Source organism: Caenimonas soli (assembly GCF_013155545.1).
In the GTDB taxonomy this organism is placed as follows: domain Bacteria; phylum Pseudomonadota; class Gammaproteobacteria; order Burkholderiales; family Burkholderiaceae_C; genus Ramlibacter; species Ramlibacter soli.
This window is the reverse complement of the sequence record NZ_JABJVV010000005.1, coordinates 148815-168027: the sequence shown is the minus strand read 5'-3', so window position 1 is coordinate 168027 and position 19213 is coordinate 148815. Positions and strand designations below refer to the sequence as shown.

Annotated in this window: 18 protein-coding genes; all 18 read left to right on the top strand. The window is 64.2% G+C overall.

Features of this window, described 5'->3' with window-relative positions; translation table 11 throughout:
- Positions 1-22 precede the first annotated feature (22 nt).
- The 18 genes from HNE04_RS09510 (at position 23) to HNE04_RS09425 (ending at position 19210) form a co-directional block, all read left to right on the top strand.
- Positions 23-1774: an Ig-like domain-containing protein gene (locus HNE04_RS09510; protein ID WP_172218298.1), complete on the top strand. Its 1752-nt coding sequence runs from the start codon at positions 23-25 to the stop codon at positions 1772-1774.
- Positions 1775-1803: 29 nt separating this feature from the next.
- Entirely contained in the window at positions 1804-2325 is a 522-nt protein-coding gene (locus tag HNE04_RS09505; RefSeq protein WP_172218474.1) for a shikimate kinase, read from the top strand.
- A gap of 10 nt (positions 2326-2335) precedes the next feature.
- Positions 2336-3448 (top strand): 3-dehydroquinate synthase, encoded by a 1113-nt coding sequence (aroB, locus tag HNE04_RS09500; protein WP_172218297.1) that lies wholly within the window; start codon positions 2336-2338, stop codon positions 3446-3448.
- Position 3449: 1 nt separating this feature from the next.
- Positions 3450-4580: a deoxyguanosinetriphosphate triphosphohydrolase gene (locus HNE04_RS09495; protein ID WP_172218296.1), complete on the top strand. Its 1131-nt coding sequence runs from the start codon at positions 3450-3452 to the stop codon at positions 4578-4580.
- A gap of 28 nt (positions 4581-4608) precedes the next feature.
- Complete coding sequence (locus HNE04_RS09490; protein WP_172218295.1) at positions 4609-5163, top strand: DUF1415 domain-containing protein; 555 nt, start codon at positions 4609-4611, stop codon at positions 5161-5163.
- Positions 5160-5996 (top strand): class I SAM-dependent methyltransferase, encoded by an 837-nt coding sequence (locus tag HNE04_RS09485; RefSeq protein ID WP_172218294.1) that lies wholly within the window; start codon positions 5160-5162, stop codon positions 5994-5996. The genes HNE04_RS09490 and HNE04_RS09485 overlap by 4 nt, the downstream gene beginning before the upstream one ends.
- A gap of 67 nt (positions 5997-6063) precedes the next feature.
- The gene (locus HNE04_RS09480; protein WP_172218293.1) at positions 6064-6762 is read left to right on the top strand and encodes a transposase; all 699 of its coding nucleotides are present in this window, start codon (positions 6064-6066) and stop codon (positions 6760-6762) included.
- A 129-nt stretch (positions 6763-6891) separates the two neighbouring features.
- On the top strand, positions 6892-11616 hold the full coding sequence (locus HNE04_RS09475; protein WP_172218292.1) for a glutamate synthase-related protein: 4725 nt from the start codon (positions 6892-6894) through the stop codon (positions 11614-11616).
- Positions 11617-11634: 18 nt separating this feature from the next.
- Positions 11635-13101, top strand: a complete 1467-nt coding sequence (locus HNE04_RS09470; protein WP_172218291.1) for a glutamate synthase subunit beta — start codon at positions 11635-11637, stop codon at positions 13099-13101.
- An 80-nt stretch (positions 13102-13181) separates the two neighbouring features.
- A complete protein-coding gene (locus HNE04_RS09465) occupies positions 13182-13997 on the top strand; it encodes an ABC transporter ATP-binding protein (protein WP_172218290.1) in 816 nt (271 codons plus the stop codon).
- An 82-nt stretch (positions 13998-14079) separates the two neighbouring features.
- Entirely contained in the window at positions 14080-14862 is a 783-nt protein-coding gene (gene mlaE, locus HNE04_RS09460) for a lipid asymmetry maintenance ABC transporter permease subunit MlaE (protein ID WP_172218289.1), read from the top strand.
- A 13-nt stretch (positions 14863-14875) separates the two neighbouring features.
- On the top strand, positions 14876-15364 hold the full coding sequence (mlaD, locus tag HNE04_RS09455; RefSeq protein ID WP_172218288.1) for an outer membrane lipid asymmetry maintenance protein MlaD: 489 nt from the start codon (positions 14876-14878) through the stop codon (positions 15362-15364).
- The gene (locus HNE04_RS09450) at positions 15361-16191 is read left to right on the top strand and encodes an MlaA family lipoprotein (protein ID WP_172218287.1); all 831 of its coding nucleotides are present in this window, start codon (positions 15361-15363) and stop codon (positions 16189-16191) included. The genes mlaD and HNE04_RS09450 overlap by 4 nt, the downstream gene beginning before the upstream one ends.
- Before the next feature lie 100 nt (positions 16192-16291).
- Positions 16292-16933: an MlaC/ttg2D family ABC transporter substrate-binding protein gene (locus HNE04_RS09445; RefSeq protein ID WP_172218286.1), complete on the top strand. Its 642-nt coding sequence runs from the start codon at positions 16292-16294 to the stop codon at positions 16931-16933.
- Positions 16934-16945: 12 nt separating this feature from the next.
- Positions 16946-17218 carry an STAS domain-containing protein gene (locus HNE04_RS09440; RefSeq protein ID WP_172218285.1) on the top strand — a complete coding sequence of 91 codons (273 nt, stop codon included), beginning with the start codon at positions 16946-16948 and terminating at the stop codon, positions 17216-17218.
- A gap of 59 nt (positions 17219-17277) precedes the next feature.
- Positions 17278-18213, top strand: a complete 936-nt coding sequence (locus HNE04_RS09435; protein ID WP_172218284.1) for an ABC transporter ATP-binding protein — start codon at positions 17278-17280, stop codon at positions 18211-18213.
- The gene (locus HNE04_RS09430; RefSeq protein ID WP_172218283.1) at positions 18210-18965 is read left to right on the top strand and encodes an ABC transporter permease; all 756 of its coding nucleotides are present in this window, start codon (positions 18210-18212) and stop codon (positions 18963-18965) included. The genes HNE04_RS09435 and HNE04_RS09430 overlap by 4 nt, the downstream gene beginning before the upstream one ends.
- Positions 18966-18967: 2 nt before the next feature.
- On the top strand, positions 18968-19210 hold the full coding sequence (locus tag HNE04_RS09425; protein WP_172218282.1) for a BolA family protein: 243 nt from the start codon (positions 18968-18970) through the stop codon (positions 19208-19210).
- Positions 19211-19213: the final 3 nt, after the last annotated feature.

Below are 19213 nucleotides of genomic sequence, written 5' to 3'. Positions count from 1 at the left end.
AGAATTGGACGGGGAAAAACTCATGTACGTGAATTTTCTGAAAACTCTGGTGAGCCTTGTGCTGCTCGCCATGCTGGCTGCGTGCGGTGGGGGAGGCGGCAGTGCGGGCACGACGGGCACGACGGGCACGACGGCCACGACCGGCACTACTGGCACGACCACGACAGTCACGACGACCACAACGGTCACCCTGTCCAGCTTCATCTACCAGCTGGACAAGTCGGCCCTGAACAACGGCGGCAGCGACAAGGCCCTGTTGACCGTCACGGCCCTGGATGCCAACAACAACCCCGTCCCCGGCGCAGCCTTGACGGTTTCAGTGGATACCGGCATCTACACACCGGTTTCTTCGACGACAAACGCGTCCGGACAAGCTTCCGGCAATATTTCCATCGGTGCCAACAAGGCCAACCGCAACATTACGGCCACCATCACCATAGCCGGAAAAACGGCGACCGCTGTTATCCCGGTGACCGGAAGCGCGATCTCCGTGACCGCGGTGCCCGCGACGCCTGCTCCCGGTGCCAGCGTCACCACGGCTATCAAGGTCACCGACTCCACCGGCGCTGGAGTGCCGAATGTGGCTGTCCAACTGTCGGGTAGTCTTGGCTTTACTCAAAGCGTCACGACCGACATCAACGGCAACGCATCCGCGATTCTTGGCGCTGCTCCGGCAACGGACGGGACCTATTCCGTCAACGCGGCCGCGCTTGGCGTCACCGCGACTCGCGCAGTACAGGTCGTGAGTGGTGGCGGCGGCGCCATACCGGTCGCGGCGGGTCCGATCAGTTCGCAAAGCCTGGCGATTGTCCCGAACACGATTTCCCCGAACACCAGCGGCTCCACCACGAATCGCGCCGGCCTGAAGGCCAAGTTCCTCAATGCCGGGAATGTGGCGATCCAGAATGTCCGGGTTCGCTTCGAAATCGTTGCCCCTGCCTTGGGTAGCGGCGAGCAAATTTCCACCGGCACCGCCACGGTCTACAGCGACGTCAATGGCGAAGCGATTGCGGACTACATCGCTGGAACACGCTCGAGCCCCACCAATGGCGTCGTTATCCGGGCATGCTATGGCTTGGACGATGCCTCGATCGCTGCAAGTGCGTGCCCCAACGCCGTCACGCAAACCTTGACCGTCGCCAGCCAACCCCTTTCGATCACCTTGGGCGACAACAACCTTTTGACCAAAGGCAACAACGACTTGACCTATATCAAGAAGTTCGACGTCGCGGTTGCCGATTCGGCGGGCAATGCAGTCCCCAATGCCATTGTTTCCGCCAGCGTCGACATCACGCACTACGGCAAGGGCGAATTCCATTTCGTAGACAGCGCGGCTACCACTACCTCTACCTACCAGGTGACTGGAAACAATCCGCCGAATAGCTCCACTACCGGCCTCAGTACCACGACCGTGCCGACCGCGACCACCGGCCGGGTATGGTGTCCGAACGAGGACACGAACCGCAACGCGTCGCTGGATACCGGCGAGGACATCAATGGAAACGGCAAGCTGGAGCCTCGCAAGGCCGACGTGATCCTGTCTTTCCTGGGTTCGAACGCTACTGGCTCGAACGGGCGGATGACCATCCAGGTCGAGTACCCGCAGAACGTCGCCACGTGGCTGTCCTACACTGTTAGGGTAACGACTAATGTGGCTGGGTCCGAAGGTACGGATACCAAGAGCTACATCACCTTCTTCGTCGAGGGTGACCAGGCCAATGGTTCCTTCCTGACTCCGCCGTACGGTGCGAGCAGTTGCAACAGTCCGAGCTAACCACTTCAACAGCTGAGCGGCAACCGGGGATAGTTCTCGTCGGCCTGCCCGGCTCGGGCAAATCAACCGTCGGGCGTCAACTCGCCCGGCGGTTGAGCCTTTCATTCACCGATTCCGACCACGTGATCGAGCAGCGGATCGGCTGCTCGATTCGCGATTTCTTCGAACGCGAAGGCGAAGCCGCCTTTCGCGACATCGAGCAATCGGTTATCCACGATCTCACGGAAGGCCTCGCGGGAGTTCTGGCCACAGGCGGCGGCGCCGTGCTCAGGTCTGCCAACCGCGAACGCCTGCGCGGGTCGGGCCAAGTGATCTACCTGAGGTCCACGCCGGAAGAGGTGTTCCGGCGCGTCCGCCACGACGGCAATCGGCCTTTGCTGCAAGTTGCCGATCCGCTGGGCCGCTTGCGCAGCCTCTACGAAGAGCGCGATCCGCTCTACCGCGAAACATCTCACTTCATCATCGAAACCGGCCGGCCTTCGGTGCCCACGCTGGTCAACATGATCCTGATGCAACTGGAGCTGGCCGGGGTGATATCGCCGCGCCCTTAAACTTGGGGCCATGCCAGCCGCTTCCACCGCTTCCGTTTTGCACCAGGTCCCGATCGAGCTCGGCGACCGCAGTTACCCGATCAACATCGGCGCCGGCCTGCTGGGCGACACCGCGACCTGGACGGGCGTTCCCGCAGCGGCCCAGGCCCTGATCGTCACCAACACCACCGTGGCGCCCTTGTATGCCGCCCAGCTTGAGCGGGCCATTTCCGGGCGCCATCAGGCGGTGCATGTCGTCGCCTTGCCGGACGGCGAAGAACACAAGACCTGGCAGACCCTCAACCTGATTTTCGATGCCTTGCTGCAAAAGGCCTGCGATCGCAAGACCGTGCTCTACGCCCTGGGGGGCGGTGTGGTGGGGGACATGACGGGTTTCGCGGCGGCTTGCTACATGCGTGGCGTGCCCTTCGTGCAGGTCCCCACGACACTGCTGGCCCAGGTGGACTCTTCCGTTGGCGGCAAGACGGCCATCAACCACCCGCTGGGCAAGAACATGATCGGGGCCTTCTATCAACCGCGGCTGGTGGTTTGCGACCTGGACACGCTGGCGACCCTGCCGGCGCGCGAGTTCAGCGCGGGGCTGGCCGAGGTGATCAAGTACGGACCGATCGCCGACATGGAGTTCCTCGCCTGGATCGAGACCAACATCCAGGGGTTGATGGATCGCGACGCCACCCTGATGGCCCATGCCGTCCGGCGCAGCTGCGAGATCAAGGCCTGGGTGGTGGCCCAGGACGAGCGTGAATCCGGCCTGCGCGCCAACCTCAACTTCGGCCATACCTTCGGCCATGCGATCGAAGCAGGGCTGGGATATGGTCAGTGGCTGCACGGCGAGGCCGTGGGATGCGGCATGGTGATGGCCTTGCATCTGTCGCAACGCCTCGGCTTGGTCGACGCGGCCTTCGTGCAACGCGTCACTGCACTGATCGAACGGGCGGGATTGCCTGTCGTCGGTCCCGCACTCGGGGCGCACCGCTACCTCGAACTGATGCAGGTCGACAAGAAGACCGAGGCGGGGGAAATCAAGTTCGTGGTCATCGACAGGCCGGGCAGTGCGGCAGTGCGGCCTGCGCCGGAAGCGATGGTGCGTGAGGTCATAGCGCGCTGCTGCAGCGCTGCCTGACATGACCCTGGCCCGCTACGCCTGCGATCCTGCCCGGTCGCGCGGACGGCGCCACGCGGAGCAGGCCGCGCCGACCCGAACGGAATACCAGCGCGATCGCGACCGCATCGTTCACTCCACGGCGTTCAGGCGATTGGTCTACAAGACCCAGGTGTTTCTCAACCACGAGGGGGACCTGTTTCGCACCCGCATGACCCACTCGCTGGAGGTCGCGCAGTTGGGGCGTTCCATTGGCCGTGCTTTGCATCTCAATGAGGACCTGGTGGAGGCGATCGCCCTGGCGCACGACCTGGGCCACACCCCTTTCGGCCATGCGGGCCAGGACGCGCTGAACGACTGCATGACGGGCCGGGGCGGGTTCGAGCACAACCTTCAGAGCTTGCGGGTGGTGGACGAACTGGAAGAGCGCTACCCGCGCTTCAATGGGCTGAACCTCACATTCGAAACCCGCGAGGGCATCCTCAAGCATTGCTCGCGCAACAACGCCGAGCGTATCGAGGCCGCGGAGCCGGGGGGCGTGGCACGCCGCTTCCTCGACCGCAGCCAGCCCAGCCTGGAGGCGCAGCTTTGCAACCTGGCCGACGAGATCGCCTACAACGCCCACGATATCGATGATGGCGTGCGCTCCGGGCTCATCTCTCTCGAGCAGCTGACTGAAGTCGAGTTGTTCGATCAGTTCCGCCAGGAAACCTTGCGGGAGTTCCCCACGTTGCAGGGGCGGCGGCTGCTGTACGAAGCGATACGCCGCATGCTCAGTGCGCAGGTGTACGACGTGATCGACTCAACCCGTGCCGCGGTCCAGCAGGCGGCTCCACTGACCGCGGACGACGTGCGCGCGGATGCCGCGCTCGTCGGCTTCAGCGACGGCATGCGTCTGAAGTCGGCGGCGCTGAAGCGTTTTCTGTTGCACAACCTGTATAGGCATCCCCAGGTGATGGCTACCACCGGGCAGGCCAAGCATGTGGTGCGCGAACTGTTCGCAGAGTACCTGGACGATCCGGGCCAGATGCCGCAGGACTTTGCCACGCGGCCGGACACGGCGCGCGCGGTTGCGGACTACATCGCAGGCATGACCGACCGATTCGCTGCGCGGGAGCACGAGCGGATGACGGGGCGCAAGCTGCTGCCGTGAGTGCGCTGCAACGTAAAATCCTTGCACGATGAGCAATGCCGCCGACACTGTAGTGAGCGACACGCGCAACTGGCTGGAGCGTGCGGTCATCGGCCTGAACCTGTGTCCCTTCGCCAAGGCGGTTCACGTCAAGGACCAGGTGCACTATGCCGTCAGCGAGGCTACGCAGCCGCGGCAACTGCTTGAAGAGCTGGATAAGGAGTTGGCAGCGCTGGTCGGCATGGATCCGGCAATTCGCGAAACCACCCTGTTGATCGCGCCTCGCTGCCTGGAGGATTTTCTGGAGTTCAACGATTTTCTGGCGACGGCCGACCGCCTGCTTCGCCGGCGCGGGCTGGAAGGCGTGATCCAGCTCGCGAGCTTCCACCCCGCGTACCAGTTTGCAGGGACTCAAGCAGGCGACATCTCCAATTTCACCAACCGTTCGCCGTATCCCACCATCCACTTGCTGCGCGAAGCGAGTATCGAGCGGGCGGTGCAGGCTTTTCCCCAGCCGGAGGCCATCTACGAAGCCAATATGCGGACGCTGCAAGGATTGGGTCCGGAGGGCTGGGCCGCCCTGGGCGTCGGGCCTTCGCCATGAAGCAGGAGCAACTGGAGCTGCGGCCGGGCCAATCGACCGAACTGCTCAAGGAACTGCACATCCTCACCCGTGATGGGCGGATGAACCAGGACTCGCGCCGCAAGCTCAAGCAGGTCTATCACCTCTATCAGTTCATCGAGAAATTGCTGCTGGAACTGCCAGCCACCGGGAACAGCCCGACGCTGGCAGACCATGGGGCGGGCAAGTCGTACCTCGGGTTCATCCTCTATGACCTGTTCTTCAAGGAGCGGGGCAGCGGGCACATCTACGGTGTGGAGACGCGGCCCGAGCTGGTGGAAAGATCGAGTGCGCTGGCTGCAAGGTTGGGGTTCGAGCGCATGTCGTTCCTCAACCTGAGCGTGGCCGAAGCCGCCGATGCGGCGGTGCTGCCGGAACGAATCGATGTGGTGACGGCGCTCCACGCCTGTGATACCGCGACCGACGACGCGATCGCTTTCGGTCTGCGCAAGCAGGCTCGGTTCATGGTGCTGGTGCCCTGCTGTCAGGCCGAAGTGGCGGTGTGCCTGCGGCAGAACAAGGCCTCTGCGCTTTCGCGCACACCGCTGGCTGAGCTGTGGCGCCACCCCTTGCACACGCGGGAGCTGGGTAGCCAGTTGACCAACGTGCTGCGCTGCCTGTACCTGGAAGCCTGCGGTTACCAAGTGACAGTGACCGAACTGGTGGGCTGGGAGCACAGCCTGAAGAACGAACTCATCCTGGCGCGGTACAACGGCCAGCGAAAGCGCAGTGCCGCGGAGCGGCTGCGCGCGGTGTTGTCCGAGTTCGGCTTGCAGGGCCTGGAGCCGTTGCGCTATCCCGGGCTGGAAGCCTAGGTACCCGGCGAACCTCTAATTGGGGTCAGATTCCAATTTATGATGCGTTGGCGCAGCTCAATCATCCATGGCCCGACTCCCTCGACTCACAGTCCCCGGTTTTCCGCACCACATCATCCAGCGTGGCAATAACCGGCAGGCGATCTTTGCTGCCAACAACGACTATGAGACGCTGCTGGCCATGATCGAGGAACACTCGCGCAAGGCGGGTGTGGCCATCCATGCCTATGTGCTGATGAGCAACCATTTCCACTTGCTCGCAACTCCTGAGACCGCTGAGGGCATTCCCGAGATGATGCAGGCCGTGGGGCGGCGCTACGTTCGCTACTTCAACCAGCGGGAGGGACGCACCGGCACCTTGTGGGAGGGCCGCTACAAGTCCACCTTGATCCAGGCGGAACGCTATTTGCTGGCCTGCATGGCCTATATCGACCTCAACCCGGTGCGTGCAGGTATCGCTTTGGAGCCGGGCGACTATCCCTGGTCGAGCCATCGTCACTACGTGGGGCTTCGCAACGACCGGCTCGTGTCGCCTCATCCGCTCTACTGGGAGCTGGGCAACACGCCATTCGCCCGGGACGCCGCCTACGCGGATTTGGTGCGGTCCGGCATCTCGGCTCAACAGCAGCATGCCTTGACGGACTCGGCCTTGCGCGGTTGGGCTCTGGGGGAGGCCGATTACGTGGCGGACCTGCAAAAGCGAACCCAGCGGCGCGTCAGCAAGACCCGGGCGGGGCGGCCCTCCTTAGCCAAGGCACCAATTTAATCTGTCCCCAATTATCGGTGCGTCATTTTGGTGCCAAATTAATTGGAATCTGACCCCGATTGTTTTGCTTGGCAAGATTGCTGCGCTGCATTATTCTTGACCCCCACGAAAAACCTCCAGGAGTGCGCCATGACGACGGCCGCTGAAATTTCCTATCTGCAAGAACACGGCCTGTATTCGGGCGCCAACGAACACGACGCGTGCGGCGTGGGTTTTGTGGCCCATATCAAGGGCGAGAAGAGCCATGCCATCGTCCAGCAAGGGCTGAAGATCCTGGAGAACCTGGACCATCGCGGCGCCGTGGGCGCGGACAAGCTGATGGGCGACGGCGCCGGCATCCTGATCCAGCTGCCCGACGCGCTGTACCGCGAGGAAATGGCGGCGCAGGGCGTGGAACTGCCGCCGCCCGGCGAATATGGCGTCGGCATGATCTTCCTGCCCAAGGAGCACGCGTCCCGCCTGGCCTGCGAGCAGGAGCTCGAGCGGGCCATCAAGGCCGAAGGCCAGGTGCTGCTCGGCTGGCGCGACGTGCCGGTTGACCGCGACATGCCGATGTCGCCGGCCGTGCGCAAAAAGGAACCAATCCTGCGCCAGGTCTTCATCGGCCGCGGCAACGACGTGATCGTGCAGGACGCCCTGGAGCGCAAGCTGTACGTGATCCGCAAGACCGCCAGCGCCGCCATCCAGAACCTGCGCCTGAAGTACACCAAGGAATACTACGTTCCCAGCATGTCCAGCCGCACGGTGGTCTACAAGGGCCTGCTGCTGGCCGACCAGGTGGGCACCTACTACCTGGACCTGAAGGACCCGCGCTGCGTGTCGGCCCTGGGCTTGGTGCACCAGCGCTTCTCCACCAACACCTTTCCCGAGTGGCCGCTGGCCCACCCGTACCGCTACGTCGCCCACAACGGCGAGATCAATACCGTCAAGGGCAACTACAACTGGATGAAGGCGCGCGAAGGCGTGATGTCGTCGCCTGTGCTGGGCGCCGACCTGAAGAAGCTGTATCCGATCAGCTTCGCCAACCAGTCCGACACGGCCACCTTCGACAACTGCCTCGAGCTGCTGACCATGGCCGGCTATCCGATCAGCCAGGCCGTGATGATGATGATCCCCGAGCCGTGGGAACAGCACACCACCATGGACGAGCGGCGCAAGGCCTTCTATGAGTACCACGCCGCCATGCTGGAGCCCTGGGACGGCCCGGCTTCCATCGTGTTCACCGACGGCCGCCAGATCGGCGCCACGCTGGACCGCAACGGCCTGCGTCCCTCGCGCTACTGCGTGACCGACGACGACCTCGTGATCATGGCGTCCGAGACCGGCGTGCTGCCGGTCCCGGAGAACAAGATCGTGCGCAAGTGGCGACTGCAGCCCGGCAAGATGTTCCTGATCGACCTGGAGCAGGGCCGCATGATCGACGACGAGGAGCTCAAGGCCAACCTCGCCAACAGCAAGCCCTACAAGCAGTGGATCGAGAACCTGCGTATCAAGCTCGATGACCTGTCCGACACCTCGGGCACCATCCCGCACAGCGACGTCGAACTGCTGGATCGCCAGCAGGCGTTCGGCTACACCCAGGAAGACATCAAGTTCCTGATGTCGCCCATGGCCCAGGCCGGCGAAGAGGGCATCGGCTCCATGGGCAACGACAGCCCGCTGGCCGTGCTGTCCACCAAGGACAAGCCGCTCTACAACTACTTCAAGCAGCTGTTCGCCCAGGTGACGAACCCGCCGATCGACCCGATCCGCGAAGCCATCGTGATGTCGCTGGTGTCCTTCATCGGCCCCAAGCCGAACCTGCTGGACATCAACCAGGTCAACCCGCCGATGCGGCTGGAAGTCAGCCAGCCGATCCTCGACTTCGCCGACATGGCGAAGCTGCGCGACATCGAGAGCAACACGCACGGCAAATTCCGTAGCTACACGCTGGACATCACCTACCCGCTGGACTGGGGCCACGAAGGCGTGGAGGCCAAGCTCGCTTCCCTGAATGCCGAGGCGGTGGACGCGATAAAGAGCGGCAAGAACATCCTCATCATCAGCGACCGCGCCGTCGGCCCGACGCAGGTGGCGATCCCCGCCCTGCTGGCCCTGTCCTCGATCCACCAGCATCTGGTGCGCGAGGGCCTGCGCACGACGGCCGGCCTGGTCGTCGAAACCGGCACCGCGCGTGAAGTGCATCACTTCGGCGTGCTGGCCGGCTACGGCGCCGAGGCGATTCATCCGTACCTGGCGATGGAAACCCTGGTGTCCATTCACAAGGACCTGCCCGGCGACCTGAACCCCGACAAGGCAATCTACAACTACGTCAAGGCGGTGGGCAAGGGCCTGTCCAAGATCATGTCCAAGATGGGCGTGTCCACCTACATGAGCTATTGCGGCGCGCAGCTGTTCGAAGCCATTGGCCTGAACACCGACACGGTGGAGAAGTACTTCACCGGCACCGCCAGCCGCGTCGAAGGCATCGGCGTGTTCGAGATCGCCCAGGAAGCGATCCGCATGCACAAGGCGGCCTTCGGCGATGACCCGATTCTGGCCGGCATGCTCGACGCCGGCGGCGAATACGCGTGGCGCGCCCGCGGTGAAGAGCACATGTGGACGCCGGACGCCATCGCCAAGCTGCAGCACGCTTCGCGCGCCAACAACTGGAATACCTACAAGGAATTCGCCCAGTTGATCAACGACCAGAACCGCCGCCACATGACGTTGCGCGGACTGTTCGAGTTCAAGATCGATCCGGCCAAGGCCATCTCCATCGACGAGGTCGAGCCGGCCAAGGAAATCGTCAAGCGTTTCGCGACAGGCGCGATGTCGCTCGGCTCGATCTCGACCGAGGCTCACGCCACGCTGGCCGTCGCCATGAACCGCATCGGCGGCAAGAGCAACACCGGCGAAGGCGGCGAGGATCCGGCGCGCTACCGCCAGGAGCTCAAGGGCATCCCGATCAAGCAGGGACAGACCATCGCCGACATCGTCGGGCGCGAAGTGATCGAGGTGGACTACCCGCTCAACGCGGGCGACTCGCTGCGTTCCAAGATCAAGCAGGTCGCTTCGGGGCGCTTTGGCGTCACTGCGGAATACCTGTCTTCCGCCGACCAGATCCAGATCAAGATGGCGCAGGGCGCCAAGCCGGGCGAGGGCGGCCAGCTGCCCGGCGGCAAGGTGTCCAAGTACATCGGCAAGCTGCGCTATTCGGTGCCGGGCGTGGGTCTGATCTCGCCGCCGCCGCACCACGACATCTACTCGATTGAGGATCTGGCCCAGCTGATCCACGATTTGAAGAACGTCGCTCCGCACGCCTCCGTCAGCGTCAAGCTAGTCTCGGAAGTCGGTGTTGGCACCATCGCCGCGGGCGTGGCCAAGTGCAAGAGCGACCACGTGGTGATCGCCGGTCACGACGGCGGCACGGGCGCTTCGCCCTGGTCGTCGATCAAGCATGCCGGCAGCCCCTGGGAAATCGGCCTGGCCGAGACGCAGCAGACCCTGGTGCTCAACCGCCTGCGCGGCCGCATCCGCGTGCAAGCGGACGGCCAGATGAAGACCGGCCGCGACGTCGCCATCGGCGCGTTGCTCGGCGCCGACGAGTTCGGTTTCGCCACCGCGCCCCTGGTGGTCGAGGGCTGCATCATGATGCGCAAGTGCCACCTCAACACCTGCCCGGTGGGTGTGGCGACGCAAGACCCGGCGCTGCGCAAGAAGTTCGCCGGCAAGCCCGAGCACGTCGTCAACTATTTCTTCTTCGTCGCCGAGGAAGTGCGCCAGATCATGGCGCAGCTGGGCATCCGCAAGTTCGACGAGCTGATCGGGCGCGCCGACCTGCTGGACGTGAAGAAGGGCATCGCCCACTGGAAGGCCAAGGGCCTGGACTTCAGCCGCCTGTTCGCGCAGCCGAACGTGCCCGCCGAAGTGCCGCGCTTCCATGTCGAAGAGCAGGACCACGGCCTGGCCAAGAGCCTGGACCGCATCCTGATCGAGAAGTCGCGCGCGGCCATCGACAAGGGCGAGAAGGTCCAGTTCATCGAAGTCGCCCGCAACGTCAACCGCTCCGTCGGCGCGATGCTGTCGGGCGCGCTGACCAAGGTGCATCCGGAAGGATTGCCGGATGACACCATCCGCATCCAGCTTGAAGGCACCGGCGGCCAGTCCTTTGGCGCGTTCCTGGCCAAGGGCATCACGCTGTACCTGATCGGCGACGCCAACGACTACACCGGCAAGGGCCTGTCGGGAGGCCGCATCGTGGTGCGCCCCAGCATCGATTTCCGCGGTGTTGCCACCAGCAACATCATCATCGGCAACACGGCGTTGTACGGTGCCACCACGGGTGAAGCCTTCTTCAGCGGCGTGGCGGGCGAACGCTTCGCCGTGCGCCTCTCCGGCGCCACCGCGGTCGTCGAAGGCACGGGCGACCATGGCTGCGAGTACATGACCGGCGGCACGGTGCTGGTGCTGGGCAAGACCGGCCGCAACTTCGCGGCCGGCATGTCGGGCGGTATCGCCTATGTCTACGACGAGGATGGCGAGTTCGCCAGCCGCTGCAACACCTCCATGGTGTCGCTGGAACGCGTGGGAACGGCCGCCGAACAGAAGGCTGGCAAGACCCGCTTGCACAAGGACCAGGCCGACGAGACCCTGCTCAAGAAGCTGCTGGAAGAGCACAACCGTTGGACCGGCAGCAAGCGCGCGCGCGAATTGCTCGATACCTGGGCGACCGCGCGCACCAAGTTCGTGAAAGTGTTCCCGAACGAGTACAAGCGCGCCCTGGCCGAGATGTACGACCGCGAAGTGGAAGCCGCGAGCAGCGGCAACAACGCCCATGTGGCAATGAAGCACGACTCTGTCGCTGCGGCCTGATAGGACGGGAAAACAATCATGGGAAAAATCACCGGCTTCATGGAGTACGAACGCGTCGAGGAAGGCTATCGGCCTATCGCCGAGCGCGTGAAGCACCACAAGGAATTCGTCATTGCGCTCAACGACGAACAGGCCAAGATCCAGGGCGCGCGCTGCATGGACTGCGGCACGCCGTTCTGCAACAGCGGCTGCCCCGTCAACAACATCATTCCCGACTTCAACGACCTGGTGTACCGGCAGGACTGGCAGAACGCCTGGGCCGTGCTGGACTCCACGAACAACTTCCCGGAATTCACCGGCCGCATCTGCCCGGCGCCTTGCGAGGAAGCCTGCGTGCTGAACGTGAACGACGATCCGGTGGGCATCAAGTCGCTGGAGCACGCGATCATCGACCGCGCCTGGCAGCAGGGCTGGGTCGCGCCGCGTCCGGCCAAGATCCGCACCGGCAAGAAAGTGGCCGTGGTCGGCTCCGGCCCGGCCGGCATGGCCGCTGCGCAGCAGCTGGCCCGCGCCGGTCATGACGTAACGCTGTTCGAAAAGAACGACCGTATCGGCGGCCTGCTGCGCTACGGCATCCCCGACTTCAAGATGGAGAAGATCCATATCGATCGCCGCGTCGAGCAGATGAAGGCCGAGGGCGTTACCTTCCGCACCGGCGTGATGGTCGGTAAGCTGCCCGAAGGCAGCAAGGTCATCAACTGGGCCAAGGAAACCGTGACGCCCGAAGAGCTGCAAAAGCAGTTCGACGCCGTGCTCCTGACCGGCGGCGCCGAGCAGTCGCGCGACCTGCCGGTGCCGGGCCGCGACCTGGATGGCATCCATTTCGCGATGGAATTCCTGCCGCAGCAGAACAAGATCAACGCGGGCGACAAGGTCAAGGGCCAGATTCGCGCCGATGGTAAGCACGTCATCGTGATCGGGGGCGGCGACACCGGTTCCGACTGCGTGGGCACCAGCAACCGCCATGGCGCGGCCAGCGTCACGCAGTTCGAGCTCATGCCCCAGCCGCCCGAGGAAGAGAACAAGCCGCTGACCTGGCCCTACTGGCCGTACAAGCTGCGCAGCAGTTCCAGCCACGAGGAGGGCTGCGAGCGCGAGTTCGCCATCGCCACCAAGGAATTCCTGGGCGAAAAGGGCAAGGTTACCGGCCTCAAGACCGTTCGCGTCGAGTGGAAGGACGGCAAGATGATCGAGGTGCCCGGCAGCGAGCAGACGCTCAAGGCCGACCTGGTTCTGCTGGCCATGGGCTTTGTCAGCCCCGTCGCCACCATCCTGGACGGCTTCGGCATCGAGAAGGACGCTCGCGGCAACGCCAAGGCCGGAACCGACTTCATCGGCGGCTACGCGACCAACGTGGCCAAGGTCTTCGCCGCGGGCGACATGCGGCGCGGCCAGTCGCTGGTGGTGTGGGCCATCCGCGAAGGCCGCCAGGCCGCGCGTTCGGTGGATGAATTCCTGATGGGATTCAGCGACCTGCCGCGCTAAACCGGGGCTAAGGCAAAGCCTCGTATCATTGCAGGCTTTGCCATTTGCGGCCGGGCTCAAGTCCCGGCTCTTCCTGCTGGATGACCAATTCCGAATCCACGGCACTCGTCGAATGCCGCCACCTGAGCTTTGGCTACGGGGATCGCCGCATCCTCGACGACCTGAGCTTCACCGTGCCGCGAGGCAAGGTGACGGCGCTGATGGGCGCCTCCGGCGGCGGCAAGACCACGGTGCTGCGCCTGATCGGCGGGCAGGTCAGGGCCCAGGAGGGCGAACTGACGTTCGACGGGCAGGAGGTGGGTGCGCTCGATGCCACCGGGCTTTATGCGGTACGCCGCCGCATGGGCATGCTGTTCCAGTTCGGCGCCCTGTTCACCGACCTGAGCGTGTTCGACAACGTGGCGTTTCCCTTGCGTGAGCACACCGACCTGCCGGAAGGGCTGGTGCGCGACATCGTCCTCATGAAGCTCAATGCCGTCGGCCTGCGCGGTGCGCGCGACCTGATGCCCTCGCAGATTTCCGGCGGCATGGCCAGGCGCGTTGCACTGGCCCGAGCGATCGCGCTGGACCCGGACCTCATCATGTACGACGAGCCGTTCGCCGGGCTCGACCCGATTTCCCTGGGCACGGCGGCGCAGTTGATCCGCCGGCTCAACGACACGCTGGGCATCACCAGCATCGTGGTCTCGCACGACCTGGAGGAAACCTTCAGCATTGCCGACCAGGTGATCGTGCTGGCCAACGGCAAGGTGGCCGCGCAAGGCACGCCCCAGGAAGTCATGGCCTCCGGCGATCCACTGGTGGACCAGTTCGTCCATGCCAAGCCGGATGGCCCCGTGGCTTTTCACTATCCGGGGCCGACGGTGGCGCACGACTTCGGCGGGGGATTCGAATGAGCGGCGCGGGACCGCTCCAAGGCGCGAAGGCCCCCTCGGGGGGCAGTGCAGCGGCATCGCCGCAAGCGTGGGGGCCACATTCATGAGCTGGTTCAGTCCTGCAGACGTCGGCTACGCGACCCGGAGCAAACTCGCCGACCTGGGGCAGGGCGCGCGGCTGTTCCTGCGCCTGGTCGCCCTGTTCGGCGCCAGCATGCGGCGCTTCGGCCTCATCCGCGACCAGATCCATTTCCTGGGCAACTATTCGCTGGCCATCATTGCGGTGTCCGGCCTGTTCGTCGGCTTCGTGCTGGGACTGCAGGGCTACTACACCTTGCAGCGCTACGGCTCCTCGGAAGCCTTGGGCCTGTTGGTTGCGCTCGGCCTGGTGCGCGAACTCGGGCCCGTGGTCACGGCCCTGCTGTTCGCGGGGCGCGCAGGCACTTCCCTCACGGCCGAAATCGGCCTGATGAAGGCCGGGGAGCAACTGAGCGCCATGGAGATGATGGCGGTGGATCCCGTGCGCCGCATCCTGGCTCCGCGTTTCTGGGCGGGGATCATCGTCATGCCGCTGCTGGCGGCCGTGTTCAGCGCCGTGGGCATCCTCGGCGGCTGGGTAGTCGGCGTCGTCATGATCGGCATCGACACCGGCGCTTTCTGGGGCCAGATGCAGGGCGGGGTGGACGTCTGGCGCGACGTCGGCAACGGCGTGGTCAAGAGTTTCGTATTCGGCGTGACGGTGACTTTCATCGCCCTGCTGGAGGGGTTCGAAGCCCAGCCCACGCCCGAGGGCGTGTCACGGGCGACCACGCGTACGGTGGTGGTCGCGTCATTGTCGGTTCTGGGGCTGGACTTCATCCTCACCGCGCTGATGTTCAGTATTTAAGGGAAAGTTGAAAATGGAACGCTCCAAAAACGATGTCTGGGTGGGCCTGTTCGTGCTGATCGGTGCGGTCGCGGTTCTCTTCCTTGCCCTGCAGTCGGCCAACCTGTTGTCCCTGAGCCTGCAGCCCACCTACCGGGTGGTGGCCAAGTTCGACAACATCGGCGGGCTCAAGCGCCAGGCCGCCGTCAAGAGTGCGGGCGTGGTGGTCGGCCGTGTCGAGTCCATCAGCTTCGACGACAAGTCCTACCAGGCCCGCGTGACACTGGCCCTGGAAAACCGCTATGCCTTTCCCAAGGACAGCTCGCTGAAGATCCTCACCAGCGGCCTGCTCGGCGAACAGTACATAGGGGTGGAGGCGGGGGCCGACGAGAAAAGCATCGCCGCGGGCGATACCATTACGAGCACGCAGTCGGCGGTGGTGCTGGAAAATCTGATCGGCCAGTTCCTGTATAACAAGGCTGCAGACGGCGCCAGCTCTGCCGGGAGTGCTCCGAAAAAATGACACCGACATCACTCATTCTCGTTGCGCGCACAGCGCGGCTGTGGGCCGCGTTCGCGTGCATGGCGGGCCTGCTGCTCGCGCTGGGCGGTTGCGCCACCGGACCCAACGCCAGCGCGCGCGATCCCTTCGAGCCGCTTAACCGCAACGTCATGAAATTCAACGAAGGGGTCGATGCCATCGTCCTCAAGCCCGCGGCGACCATCTACAAGGAGACGGTGCCGCCGCTGGTGCGCACCGGCGTCAGCAACTTCTTCGGCAACCTGTCCGACATGTGGTCGTTCGTCAACAGCTTGCTGCAGCTGAAGATTCAAGATGCCGCCGACAACTTCGGCCGGGTGCAGCTCAATACCTTCTTTGGCCTGGGCGGCATCTTCGATATCGCCAGCGAGTTCAACATCGATCGGCACAGGGAAGACTTCGGGCAGACCCTGGGCCACTGGGGGATGCCTGCCGGCCCGTACCTGGTGCTCCCGTTGCTTGGCCCCTCCACCTTGCGCGATACGCTCGCCTTGCCCATCGACCGCAAAGCCGACCCCCTGCATGATGTGGATCCTGGAGGCCAGAGCGCGCTCTACTTCCTGCGCGCCGTGGACATCCGTTCCAACCTGTTGCGAGCCAGCTCCGTCCTGGACGAAGCGGCGCTCGATAAATACAGCTTCACGCGCGACGCCCATTTGCAAAGGCGGCGCGCCGAGATCTACGAGAGCACCACCTCGGATTCCAGCGGACAGGAACCCAAGGCGGACGAGCCGACTCCCCCGTCCGGCGCCCCCTCGCAAGAAGCTCCCCCCAATCCTGGTGCACCGGCCCCCACGCCCGCGCGTTAACGGGTTGCATACTGTTTCAAGGCCCTGAAGGCTGCCGGAACCCGGCCATGGTCCGGCGTTCCAATGATGACCGCGGCTGTGTCCGCACGAAAGGTAAAGAATGAAGCGACGTTTTGTGGTTCAACTGTGCGCCTCCCTGGCGGTCGTGGCTGCTTTCGGCGGCCTGGCGCCCCTGGCACAAGCCGCCGATGAAGCGCCGGATGCGATGGTCAAGCGGCTGTCGGACGAGGTGCTCGGGGCGATCAAGGCCGACGCATCGATCAAGGCGGGTGATACCAACAAGATCATCGCTCTGGTCGATAGCAAGATCATGCCCAACGTGAATTTCCAGCGCATGACGGCGGCCGCGGTGGGCCCGGCCTGGCGCCAAGCTTCGCCGGAGCAGCAAAAGCGCTTGCAGGACGAATTCAAGATCCTTCTGGTGCGTACCTATTCGGGCGCCTTGGCCCAGGTCGACGAGCAGGTGATCAGCCTCAAGCCGATGCGCAGTTCGCCGCAAGACACCGACGTGCTGGTGCGCACCGAAATTCGCGGCCGCGGCGACCCGATCCAGCTGGATTACCGGCTAGAGAAAACACCGGGCCAAGGCACCGGCTGGAAGATCTACAACCTGAACGTGCTGGGTGTGTGGCTGGTGGAAACCTATCGCAGCCAGTTCGCGGCCGAGATCAACGCCAAGGGCCTGGACGGCCTGATTGCCAGCTTGACAGAGCGCAACAAGTCCAACTCCAAGAAGGGTTGAGGAATCACACCCATGCTGGTTCTGCCCGCCGAACTCACGCACGACCAGGCCGGAGTCTGCTGCCGCATGCTGGCGCAGGCCCTGCGCTCACAGCCTGAGCCGGCCGTGGTCGCGGACGCGGGCGCTCTTTCCAGGTTCGATTCATCGGCCCTGGCGGTGCTGCTCGAGTGCCGGCGGGAAGCGCTGGCATTGGGCAAGAGCTTCTCGGTCAGCCGCTTGCCGGCGCGGCTGCGCGACCTCGCGAACCTGTACGGGGTAGCCCAGCTCCTGCCGGCCGCGGCATAGGGCCTAAGCCCCCGGCGGGAGCGGCCCAGGGGCGCGGTCGCTAAAATCGTGGGCTCCCCATGCCCGCGATCTCCTTCCAATCCGTCTCCAAGCTCTATCCAACCGCCCGTGGTGGCTCGCTCAAAGCCCTGGACGGCGTGAGCTTTGACATCGAGGAGGGCGAGTTCTTCGGCCTCTTGGGGCCGAATGGCGCGGGCAAGACCACGCTGATCAGCATCCTGGCGGGCCTGACCCGTCCCAGTTCCGGCCAGGTCAAGGTGCATGGCCTGGACGTGCAGGCGGACTACGCCGCTGCGCGCCGCCACCTGGGCGTGGTGCCGCAGGAACTGGTGTTCGACCCTTTTTTCAACGTGCGCGAGGCGCTTCGCATCCAGTCGGGCTACTTCGGCGTCAAGAACAACGAGGCCTGGATCGACGAATTGCTCGAAAGCCTGGGCCTGGCCGACAAGGCGAATGCGAACATGCGCCAGCTCTCCGGCGGCATGAAGCGCCGCGTGCTGGTGGCCCAGGCGCTGGTGCACAAACCGCCGGTCATCGTGCTGGACGAACCCACGGCGGGCGTCGACGTGGAGCTGCGCCAGACGCTGTGGCAGTTCATTGCGCGCCTGAACAAGCAAGGCCATACGGTGCTGCTGACCACCCATTACCTGGAAGAGGCCGAAGCCCTGTGCAGCCGCATCGCCATGCTCAAGAACGGGCGGGTGGTGGCGCTGGAGCGCACCAGCGATCTGCTCAAGGCCGCCTCCAGCAACGTGCTGCGCTTCAAGATCGACGGTGCGCTGCCGCCGGAATTCGAAGGCAAGGCCCGCGTCACCGGGCGGATCGTCCAGCTGCCCGCTCATGACGCCCACGAGATCGAACGCTACCTGGGCATCATCCGGCAAGCCGGCCTGCGGGTGGAAGACGTGGAAATCCGCAAGGCGGACCTGGAGGATGTCTTCCTGGACGTCATGTCCAAGCATTCCGAGCCGCTGGCTGTGGAGGTCGCTCCATGACCGGGTGGCAGACCCTGTTCTACAAGGAAGTGCTGCGCTTCTGGAAAGTGAGTTTCCAGACCGTAGCGGCGCCGGTGCTCACCGCGGTGCTGTACATGCTGATCTTCGGCCACGTGCTGCAGGACCATGTCAAGGTGTACGACCAGGTCAGCTACACCGCCTTTCTGGTTCCTGGGCTGGTGATGATGAGCGTGCTGCAAAATGCCTTCGCCAACAGCTCGTCCTCCCTGATCCAGAGCAAGATCATGGGCAGCCTGGTGTTCGTGCTGCTCACGCCGCTGTCGCACTGGAGCTGGTTCTTCGCCTACGTGGGCTCCTCCGTTGCACGCGGCCTGGCCGTGGGGCTGGGCGTGTTCGCGGTCACGGCCCTGTTCGGGCAACCCGGCTTCGTCGCCCCGCTGTGGATCCTGGTGTTTGCGGTGCTGGGCGCGGCCATGCTCGGCGCACTGGGCCTGATCGCCGGCCTGTGGGCGGAGAAATTCGACCAGATGGCGGCGTTCCAGAACTTCGTGATCATGCCCATGACGTTCCTGTCCGGCGTGTTCTATTCGATCCATTCGCTGCCGGTTTTCTGGCAACGCGTGAGTCACCTCAATCCGTTCTTCTACATGATCGACGGATTTCGCTACGGCTTTTTCGGTGTCAGCGACGTTTCGCCCTGGCTCAGCCTGGGGATCGTGGGGACGGCCATGCTGGCCGTCAGTGCCATCGCGGTACACCTGCTGCGCATCGGTTACAAAATCAGGAGTTAGCCATGACCAGCGACGAACTGCGCTCGATCATCGCCGCGGGGCTTGCCTGCGACCATCTGGAAGTCGAGGGCGACGGGCGCCACTGGCAGGCTGTCATCGTTTCGCCCGAATTCCAGGGGAAACGCCTCATCCAGCGGCATCAGCGCGTTTACGCCACGCTGGGTGAGAGAATGCATACCGACGAGGTGCATGCACTCTCGATGAAGACCTACACGCCGGCCGAATGGGCGGCGCAACCAAACTAAGTA